This is a genomic window from Streptomyces tricolor, from assembly GCF_002155905.1.
Taxonomy (GTDB): Bacteria; Actinomycetota; Actinomycetes; order Streptomycetales; family Streptomycetaceae; genus Streptomyces; species Streptomyces tricolor.
On the sequence record NZ_MUMF01000200.1, the window covers coordinates 1 to 9,831 of the forward strand.

A 9,831-nucleotide genomic window follows, 5' to 3' on the forward strand; every position below is an offset into this window, starting at 1 on the left:
GGGGTGGGTGCCGAGCGCCCGGTGCACCTCCAGGAAGCCGGTGATCTCGTCGAGGATGTGGTCGTAGTGCCGTGTCTTGTAACCGGCGGCGGTGGTCCGGGAGTTGCCGTGCATGGGGTCGCACTGCCAGATCACCTGGCGGCCGGAGGCGGTGACCTTCTCCACGATCGGCGGGAGCACCTCGCGCACCCGGTCGTGGCCCATCCGGCTGATCAGGGTGAGTCGGCCGGGCACGCCGTGCGGGTCCAGGCGGCGCACGTACTCCACGGCCTGTTCCGGGGTCGTACCGGGGCCGATCTTGACGCCGATGGGGTTGGCCAGCAGTTCGGCGAAGGCGATGTGCGCGCCGTCGGGGTGCCGGGTGCGCTCGCCGATCCACAGGAAGTGGGCGAGCCCGCTGGACAGCTGGGGTTCGGGGCCCTCGGGGTCGACCCACAGCAGGGTGCGTTCGTGGTCCAGCAGCAGGGCCTCGTGGCTGGTCCAGATCTCGCCGAGCCGGGGGGCGGGCGCGCCGACGCCGGCCATGAAGCGCAGCCCGCGGCCGATCTCGGCGGCCCGTGCCCGGTGCCGGCGGCCTCCCGGCGCGGTGCTGACGAAGCGCCGGTTCTCCTCGTGCAGGGCGTGCGCGTCGGCGAGGTCGCCGCGGGCGAGCCGGCGGACGACGGTCATCGCCTCCCGGGCGTGGCGGTGGGCCCGTGCCATGCGTTCCGGGTCGGGGGTGCGGGCCGCCCGGTCGGGTTCGCCGGAGTTGACGATGTCGCCCCGGTACACGGGCAGCCCGTCGGCGTCGACGGCCGCGGAGCGGGGCTTGGCGTACTGTCCGGCGGCGCGGGCCACCGTGACCACGGGCAGGCCGGCGGCGTGGGTGAGGACCAGCGCCATCCGCCGGAGCAGCCCGAGGTTGGCGCGCAGGTGGGGTTCGGTGCTGTCGGCGAAGGTCTCCGCGCAGTCGCCGGACTGCAGCAGGAGGGCCTCGCCGCGGGCGACGGCGCCGAGCCGGTCGAGCAGCCGCCGGGTCTCGGCGGGCGTGACGAGGGGTTCGCCGGCGGTCAGCCGGCGGACCACGGCCTGGGCCCGGTCCGGGTCCGGCCAGCCGGGCTGCTGGGCGGCGGGCCTGGCCAGGGCCGCTTCGAGCCGGTCGGCGAGGGTGCGCTCGACCGCCCGCCGCCGGATCCGCCCCGGGGTGCCGGGCGGCCAGCGTGGTGTGTACGTCATGTCACCGCCGCCTCCGTTCCCGCGGCCCCGGCCGGGGCACCGGTGACGAGCCGGTCGAGGGGAACGCGCTCCATCCGGGCCAGGGCCTCGGCGACGGCCCGTTCGGGCACGTCGGCGACGAGGTCCGCGCCGGCCGGGCCGTCCAGTACGAAGGTGAGGCCCGAGCGGGCCTTCTTGTCCCTGCGCATCAGCTCGATCAGGGTGCCGGGCTCGGTGTCCTCGGGCAGTGCGGTGGGCAGGCCGTAGGAGGCGACGACCGCCCGGTGTTCGCGCACCCGGTCGGGCGGGATGCGGCCGAGGGTGCCGGCGAGCAGGCCGGCGAAGACGGTGCCGATGGCGACGCCCTCGCCGTGCCGCAGGGCGAAGCCGGTGGCCGCCTCCAGGGCGTGGCCCAGGGTGTGGCCGTAGTTGAGCAGGTGCCGCAGGCCGGTGTCGCGTTCGTCGGCGGAGACGATGCCGGCCTTGAGCGTCACGCTGGCCGCGATCTGTTCCGCGAGCGGCAGTCCGTGCAGGCCGGGGGCGCCGATGAAGTGGCAGCGGGCGATCTCGCCGAGGCCGTTGCGCAGCTCGCGGGGCGGCAGGGTGGTCAGGTAGTCGGTGTCGCACAGGACGGCGGCGGGCTGCCAGTAGGCGCCCACGAGGTTCTTGCCCTCGGGCAGGTTGACGGCGGTCTTGCCGCCGACGCTGGCGTCGACCTGGGCGAGCAGGGTGGTCGGCAGATGGACGACGGGCACCCCGCGGTGGTAGAGCGCGGCGGCGAGTCCGACGACGTCGGTGGTGGTGCCGCCGCCGACGGAGACGACGGCGTCGGAGCGGGTCAGCCCGAACCGCACGAACGCGGCGCACAGGGCCTCCACGGTGGCGAGGTTCTTGTCCGGTTCGCCGTCCCGGGCGGGCAGCAGCAGCGTCTCCGCTCCGGTGTCGGGCACCCACTCGACGGGGCGGGCCGAGACCACGGCGACCCGCCGGGCGCCGAGCCCGGCGATGATGCCGGGCAGGGCGGAGCGCACTCCGGGGCCGATGAGCACTTCATAGGACCGGTCGCCGAAGCGCACCGGGACTTTTCTTGTCACTTCCGCCTCACCTTGTTCGGTAGCGCGCGGACTCGGTCGGTCGCCCGGGGCCCGGCCGGCGGCACACCGCGGCCGGCCGGGCTCCGGGGCGGACGGGCCCCGGAGGGCCGCTGCCCCGTGGGGCTACTGGCCGGCGGTGACCCGGCGGATGCGGGACTCGGCGCGTTCCTTGCGGTCCTGCTCGTCCAGGTGCGGGTAGGACGGGCAGCCGTAGACCCGCTCGAACGGCGCGAAGGTGTCCCATTCGGTGCGTCGGCGCATCTCCTGGGCGACGGCGTTGTGCTCGCTCCAGAAGTCGCCGCCGATCAGCCGGATCAGGTAGCGCTCCAGCGTGTCGCGGTCGGTGGTGCGGCCGGCGTCGGCGGCGACCGCGACGAGTTCACCGTCGTAGAAGGCGTGGATGAGCCGGATGTAGGTGTCGTAGCCGGTCTTGAAGAAGTTCTCGTACTCCGCGATCAGCCGGTCGGCGTCCTGCGGGTTCTTCAGGGCCCGGCTCAGGTTCTCGGCGGCGCGGACCGCGGTGGCGGAGGCGACGAGGACACCGCCGGAGAACATGGGGTCGCCGAAGCAGCCGGCGTCGCCGACCATGAGCCAGCCCGGGCCGGTGACGGTGTCGGTGTGGTAGCAGTAGTCGGTCTCGATCTTGAGGTCCATGATCGGGCGGGTGCCGGTCAGCCGGGTGGTGATGCGCGGCACCCGGGCGAGGTGCTCCTCGAAGACCTTCTCCGGGGTGGAGGCGCGGAAGACGTCGCGGGGCATGACGGTGCCGACGCTGATGACGTCCTTGGACAGCGGGATGGCCCACACCCAGCCGTCGGCGTGCGCGCCGACCTGGATGTCGCCCTCGACGCCGAGGTTGTGCTTCTCGTCCAGGCCGTCGTAGTGGCGGAACACCGCGACCATGCGGAGCTTGTCGAGCGTCTTGCGCAGCCCGAACTTGTTGGCGATGCGCCCGGAGCGCCCGCTGGCGTCGACGACGTACGTGGAGCGGACCTCGTGCTCCTCGCCGTCCTTGGTGTAGCGGACGCCGACCATGCGGTCGCCCTCCATCAGCAGTTCGCCGACAGCGGCACCGAAGTGGATCTCGGCGCCGGCCTTGCCGGCCTCCTCGACCAGCATGCGGTCGAACTTGGCCCGCTCGACCTGGAACGCCCGGTCGTAGCGGCCCTCGCCCTGCTTGCCGAAGTCGGCGCGGAAGACGCCGGAGAAGAACTTGGTCTCGGTCGGGTCGATGAACTCGCCGCCGAACTTGGGCACGTAGCCCTTGGTCTCGACCGCCTCCCGGATGCCGATCCGGTCGAACAGGCCCATCATGTACGGCAGCAGTGACTCGCCGATGTGGAAGCGGGGGTTCTCCTCGCGCTCCAGAAGGACCACGGAGTGCCCCTCCTTGGCCAGCACGTAGGCGCTCACCGCGCCGGCCGGTCCGCCACCGATGACGACGACGTCGGCGGAGTTGTTGCTCATGGAATGTCCTTCCGGTCGGTTGCTGGTGCCGTTGGTCGGGTGGGTCCGCCGCCCGGTCACGCGAGGTCGGCGGGGTCGGGGTCGCCGGTGAGGACGGCGGCGACGAGCCTGCGGTGTTCCTCGTCGTCCACGACGGTGCGGACGCGTTCGCGGCCGTCCCGGACGACCAGGAACCGGCGGCCCTTGAGGACGGCCTGGCCGTTGTGGAACGTCCGCCCGCACAGGACGCCCTGACTGTCGTCGGCGGCGCGGGCGGTGGCGTGGTGGGCGCGGGCCCGGTCCTCCAGGTCCTTCCAGTCGTGCCACTGGCGGGCCCGCAGCCGGAACGTGTAGACGGTGCCCCACCGGGTGACGCGTCCGCGGCGTTGCAGGGCGATCTCACCGCCGTCCCGGTCGTCCTCGCCGTCCGTGCCGCGCCCGCGGACGAGCCGGTACTGGCAGCCGTACTGGGTCTGCACCTCGTCGCTGACGCGCAGGGGTTCCAGGTACGACGGTCCGGGATAGCCGACGTCGACGAGCCACTCCTCGCCGTCGAGGACCGCCCGGATGAACATGTGCTCGATCTCGGTGCCGAAGTTCTCCCGGCCCTCGGCGGTGCTCGCGGCCAGCGGGGAGACCTCGTAGCCCAGTTCGGACAGGAGCCGGTGGAAGAGCCGGTTGAGCTGGAAGCAGGTGCCGCCCAGTCCCTCCATGATCCCGGTGCGGAACACCTCGTCCTCGTCCACGTCCACGAGGTGGACGCCGTCGGTGAAGCCCTGTCCCGCGATGTTGTACGGCAGGGTCATCAGGTGCTGTTTGTGCAGGGTGCGCAGGGTGTCGAGGTCGGGCCTCGGTGCCGGCCCGGTCCAGCCGATGCGGCGGAGGTAGGCATCCACGTCGAACATGCGGTCATCTGCTCCCTTCGGTCGGTGCGGTGGGTGGACGCCTCAGACGGACAGGGCCACGGGCCCGGTCGTGTCCTCGCCGTACATGCGCTCGGTCAGGTGGGCGACGATCAGCGCGGGCGTCGGATGGTCGAAGACGAGGCCCGCGCCGAGCTTGGTGCCGGTCAGCTCGCCGAGCCGGTTGCGCAGTTCGAGGGCGGTCAGCGAGTCGAAGCCGATCTCGAACAGGCCCTGGCCGGCGTCGACCCGGTGGGTGTCGGCGTAGCCGAGGACGACGGCGATCTGGGTGCGCACCAGCTCCAGCAGGGCCTCCGCCCGCTCCCCCGCCGGCAGCCCGGCCAGCTGTTCGGCGAGCCGGCGCCGCTCGTCCCCGGTGACGGCGGCCCGCGCCGACTGCCGGCCCGCGCGGACGAGTCCGCGCAGCAGCGGCGGCACGGCGGCCCCGGCGGTGGCGTCGGCGCGCAGGCCCCGCAGGTCGACCTTGGCCGGCACGAGCAGGGTCCGGTCGCTGTGCAGTGCCGCGTCGAACAGCTCCATGCCCTCCTCGGGTGTGAGGGCGAGGACGCCGCCGCGGCGGCTGAGCCGGCCGCGGACGCGTTCGTCGGCGCCGGCCGCCATGCCGGTGGTCTGCTCCCACAGGCCCCAGGCGAGCGACTGGGCCGGGAAGCCGGCCGCCCGGCGGCGCGCCAGCAGCGCGTCCATGCCGGCGTTGGCCGCCGCGTAACTGCCGGTGCCGGCGCCGAGGAAGACCGCGGACACCGAGGAGTAGGCGACGAACGCGTCCAGGTCCGGGACGAGTTCCCGGGTCAGCTCGTCCAGGTGCTGTGCGGCCGTCGCCTTGGGGGCGAACACCCGGGCCAGCCGCTCGGGTTCGATTTCGCCGACGACTCCCGCGTCGTAGAGGCCGGCGGCGTGCACGACGGCGGTGAGGCGGGGCCCGGTCAGCCCGGTGAGCAGGGCGGCCACCGCGTCCCGGTCGGTCGTGTCGCAGGCGGGCACCGCGACCGACTCGGCACCCAGCGCCGCCAGCTCCGCGACCAGCTCCGGTGCCCCGTCGGCGGCCAGGCCGCTGCGGCTGACCAGGACGAGGTGCCGTACGCCGTGCCGGGTCACCAGGTGCCGGGCCAGCAGTCCGGCCAGGGAGCCGGTGCCGCCGGTGATCAGGACCGTGCCGTCGGGGTCCAGCACCGGTTCGGCCGGGGCGGCGGGGGCGACCCGGGCGAGGCGCGGCACGTACAGCGCCGCACCCCGCACCGCCAGCTCCGGTTCGCCGGTGGCCAGGACCGCGCCCAGCACCTCCCCGGGGTCCTCGGTGTCCGTGTCGAGCAGGATGATCTGGTCCGGGTTCTCGGCCTGTGCGGCGCGGATCAGCCCCCAGACGGCCGCGCCGCCCGGGTCGGTGACCGTCTCGTCGCCGCCCGCGGGCACCGCGCCCCGGGTGAGCACGACCAGCCGGGTGTCCTCCAGGCCGCCGCCGGCCAGCCAGGTCTGGACGACCTCCAGGGTGCGCTCGGTCACCGCGAGGGGGGTGTCGTCGGGGCCGGTGGCCGCGGCCTCCAGGACGACGGCGCGGGGCAGTACGGCGCCGTCCGGGGTGTCCTCGGCGAGGGTCGCGACCTCTTCCGCGGTGGACACCCGGAGCCAGGGCGGGGTGTCCGTGCCCTCGGGCCGGGGCAGCGGGACCCAGTCGACGCCGAAGAGCATGTCGCCGCCGCCCGTGGTGCGCAGCTGCTCGGCGGCGACCGGGCGGAACACCAGCGAGTCCGCGCTGAGCACGGGGCTGCCGGTCTCGTCGGCGGCTTCCAGGGACAGCGCGTCCGGGGCGGGCCGGGCCACCCGGATCCGCAGCGCCGCGGCCCCGGAGGCGTGCAGGGTGAGCCCGTTCCAGGCGAACGGCAGCATCGTGCGGTGCTCGCCGCTGCTCAGGAAGGCCTTGGTGTGCAGGGCGGCGTCGAGGAGGGCGGGGTGGAGGCCGAACTCCGTCGCGGAGTCCCGCTGTTGCTCGGGCAGGGCGATCTCGGCGAAGAGTTCCTCGCCGCGCCGCCACACCGCGCGCAGGCCGCGGAAGACGGGGCCGTAGTGGTAGTCGTGGTCGCGCAGTCCGGCGTAGAAGTCCTCCGGGGTGATCTCGACGCGTTCGGCGCCGGGCGGCGGCCAGGCGGTGAGGTCGGGGCCGGGCCGCTCCTCGGCGGGCCGCAGCACGCCGGTGGCGTGGGTGGTCCACGGGTCGCCGTCGGCCGCGGCGGCGTACACGCGCAGGGCGCGGGCGCCGGTCGCGTCGGGTTCGCCGACCGTGCACTGGAGGCGGACGGCGCCGTCCTCGGGCAGCAGCAGCGGTTCGGTGACGGTCAGGTCCTCCACCGTGCCGCAGTCGGCGCGGGCGCCGGCCGCGAGGGCCATCTCTACGTAGGCGGTGCCCGGCAGCAGCGGCACTCCGCCGATGCGGTGGTCGGCCAGCCAGGGCTGGTCGGCGAGGGAGAGCCGGCCGGTGTACAGGGTGCCGTCGGCGCCGGCGAGTTCCACGGCGGTGCCGAGCAGCGGGTGGTCGGCGGCCGGGCGGGGCAGGCCGACGTCGCCGGTCATCCAGTAGCGGCTGCGCCGGAAGGCGTAGGTGGGCAGGTCGGAGCCGTCGCGGTGGGGCAGCAGGGGTGTCCAGTCGACCGTCCGGCCGTGCACGTGCAGGGCGGCGAGCCCGGTGAGCAGGGCCTCGGTCTCCTCCCGGTCCTTGCGCAGCAGCGGTACGACGGCCGTCTCCTCGGGCAGGCACGCGCGGGCCGCGGCGGTCAGCGCGCTGCCGGGGCCGACCTCCGCGAAGTTCCGTGCGCCGGCCTCGTGCAGGGCGGTGACGGCGTCGGCGAAGCGGACGGCCTCGCGGGCGTGCCGCACCCAGTACTCGGGCGTGGACAGCTCGTCGGGGGCGGCCGGGGCGCCGGTGCGGGTGGACACCAGCGGGATGCTCGGCGTGCCGTACGACAGGGACGCGGCGACCTCGCGGAACTCGTCCAGCATCGGCTCCATCAGCGCCGAGTGGAAGGCGTGGCTGACGGCGAGTTCGCGGGTGCGCTCGAAGCGGGCGGCCAGTGCGCGGGCCGGGCCGGCGGGGCCGGAGACGACGACGGACTCGGGCCCGTTGACGGCGGCGATCCCCACGCCGTCGCGCAGCAGCGGCGTGATCTCGTCCTCCGCGGCGCGTACGGCGATCATGGCGCCGCCCGCGGGCAGGGCCTGCATGAGGCGTCCCCGGGCCGCGACGAGGGTGCAGGCGTCCCGGAGGCCGAGGACGCCGGCGACGTGGGCGGCGGCGAACTCGCCGACGGAGTGCCCGGCGAGCAGGTCGGGCCGGACGCCGAACGACTCCAGCAGCCGGTACAGGGCGACTTCGACGGCGAACAGCGCGGGCTGGGTGTACGCGGTCTGCTCCAGCAGCTCGGCGGAGTCCAGGACGTCGGCGAGCGGGCGGTCCAGCAGCGGGTCGAGGTGGGCCCGGACCTCGTCGAAGGCGGCGGCGAAGGCGGGGAACACCGCCGCGAGGCGGGTGCCCATGCCCGGCAGCTGGGAGCCCTGGCCGGAGAAGAGGAAGGCGAGCCGGCCGTCGGTGGCGGTGCCGAGGACACCGGCCTGCGGTGTGCGGCCCTCGGCCACGGCCCGGACTCCGGCGGTGAGTTCGCCGGGGGTGCGGCCGAGGACGGCGGCCCGGTGGACGTGCCGGGCGCGGGCGTGGGCGAGCGCGCCGGCCAGGCGGTGCGGGTCGGTGTCCGGGGCGGCGGCCAGGTGTTCCAGCAGCCGGGCGGCCTGGGCGCGCAGGGCGTCCGGGGTGTGGCCGGAGAGCAGCCAGGGCACGGTGTCGGTGGTCGGGGCGGCGGGCTCCTCGGCGGGTTCCCCGGCGGGCGCGGCCTCGATGATCACGTGTGCGTTGGTGCCGGAGATACCGAAGGAGGAGACACCGGCGCGGCGCGGGCGGCCGGGGTCGGGCCAGCGGCGGGCCTCGGTGAGCAGCCGGACGTTGCTCCCCTCCCACTCCACGTGCCGGGAGGGCCGGTCGATGCCGAGGCTGGCCGGCAGGGTCTCGTGGCGCAGGGCCTCGATCATCTTGATGACACCGGCGACACCGGCGGCGGCCTGGGTGTGGCCCAGGTTGGACTTGACCGAGCCGAGCCACAGCGGGCGGTCCTCGGTGTGCTCGGCGCCGTAGGTGGCGATCAGCGCCTGGGCCTCGATGGGGTCGCCGAGGGTGGTGCCGGTGCCGTGCGCCTCGACCACGTCGACCTCGGCCGCCGGGACGCCGGCCGCTTCCAGGGCGCGGCGGATGACGCGCTGCTGGGCGGGGCCGTTGGGGGCGCTGATGCCGTTGGAGGCGCCGTCCTGGTTGACGGCGATGCCGCGCAGCACGGCGAGGATCCTCCGGCCGTTGCGGCGGGCGTCGGAGAGCCGTTCCAGCAGCAGGACGCCGGCGCCCTCGCCGAAGCCGGTGCCGTCGGCGGCGTCCGCGAAGGGCTTGCAGCGGCCGTCCCGGGACAGGCCCCGGTGCCGGCTGAACTCCACGAAGGTGCCCGGGGTGGCCATGACGGTCACTCCCCCGGCCAGCGCCAGCGAGCAGTCGCCCTGCCGCAGTGCCTGCGCGGCCAGGTGCAGTGCCACCAGCGACGAGGAGCAGGCGGTGTCGACGCTCAGGGTCGGGCCCTCCAGGCCGAGGGTGTAGGCGACGCGGCCGGAGACCACGCTGCCGGAGCCGAAGCTGCCGAAGTAGTCGTGGTACATGACGCCCGCGAACACGCCGGTGTCGGAGCCGCGCAGGCCGGCGGGGTCGATGGAGGCGCGCTCCAGCGCCTCCCAGGAGGTCTCCAGCAGCAGCCGCTGCTGGGGGTCGGTGACCAGGGCCTCCTCGTCGTCCATGGCGAAGAACGCCGGGTCGAAGTCGCCGGCGTCGTACAGGAAGGCGCCGTGCCGGGTGTAGCTGGTGCCGGGGCGGTCCAGGGTGGGGTCGTAGAGTTTCTCGACGTCCCAGCCGCGGTCGGCGGGGAACTCGCCGACGGCGTCCCGGCCTTCGGCCACCAGCCGCCACAGGTCCTCCGGTGAGGCGATGCCGCCGGGGAAGCGGCAGGCCATGCCGATGACGGCGATCGGTTCGTCGGCCGCCCCCTCCTCGCCGAACTCACCGGCACCCTCGCCGGCACCGCCGGCACCGCACGCCG

At 74.9% G+C, this 9,831-nt stretch carries 5 protein-coding genes; all 5 read right to left on the reverse strand.

The annotated features are described in order from the left end of the window. Positions 1-1,215, reverse strand: a 1,215-nt coding sequence (locus tag CCN44_RS15425) for a 3-deoxy-7-phosphoheptulonate synthase (RefSeq protein ID WP_086697951.1), incomplete at its 3' end; no start/stop codon positions are given. Then, on the reverse strand, positions 1,212-2,288 hold the full coding sequence (locus CCN44_RS15430) for a 3-dehydroquinate synthase family protein (protein WP_059246578.1): 1,077 nt from the start codon (positions 2,286-2,288) through the stop codon (positions 1,212-1,214). The genes CCN44_RS15425 and CCN44_RS15430, both read right to left, overlap by 4 nt. A 123-nt stretch (positions 2,289-2,411) precedes the next feature. Beyond that, positions 2,412-3,755 carry an NAD(P)/FAD-dependent oxidoreductase gene (locus CCN44_RS15435; protein ID WP_059246577.1) on the reverse strand — a complete coding sequence of 448 codons (1,344 nt, stop codon included), beginning with the start codon at positions 3,753-3,755 and terminating at the stop codon, positions 2,412-2,414. Between the two features lie 56 nt (positions 3,756-3,811). Further along, a complete protein-coding gene (locus CCN44_RS15440; protein ID WP_086697952.1) occupies positions 3,812-4,639 on the reverse strand; it encodes an arylamine N-acetyltransferase family protein in 828 nt (275 codons plus the stop codon). Positions 4,640-4,681: 42 nt separating this feature from the next. Continuing rightward, the coding region (locus tag CCN44_RS15445) for a type I polyketide synthase (protein WP_143649772.1) at positions 4,682-9,831 on the reverse strand (5,150 nt) is incomplete at its 5' end.

Excerpts from the sequence above, each read along its gene's own strand:
- CCN44_RS15435 (WP_059246577.1), bottom strand. The coding sequence starts at position 3,755 with ATGAGCAACAACTCCGCCGACGTCGTCGTCATCGGTGGCGGACCGGCC.
- CCN44_RS15440 (WP_086697952.1), bottom strand. The coding sequence starts at position 4,639 with ATGTTCGACGTGGATGCCTACCTCCGCCGCATCGGCTGGACCGGGCCG.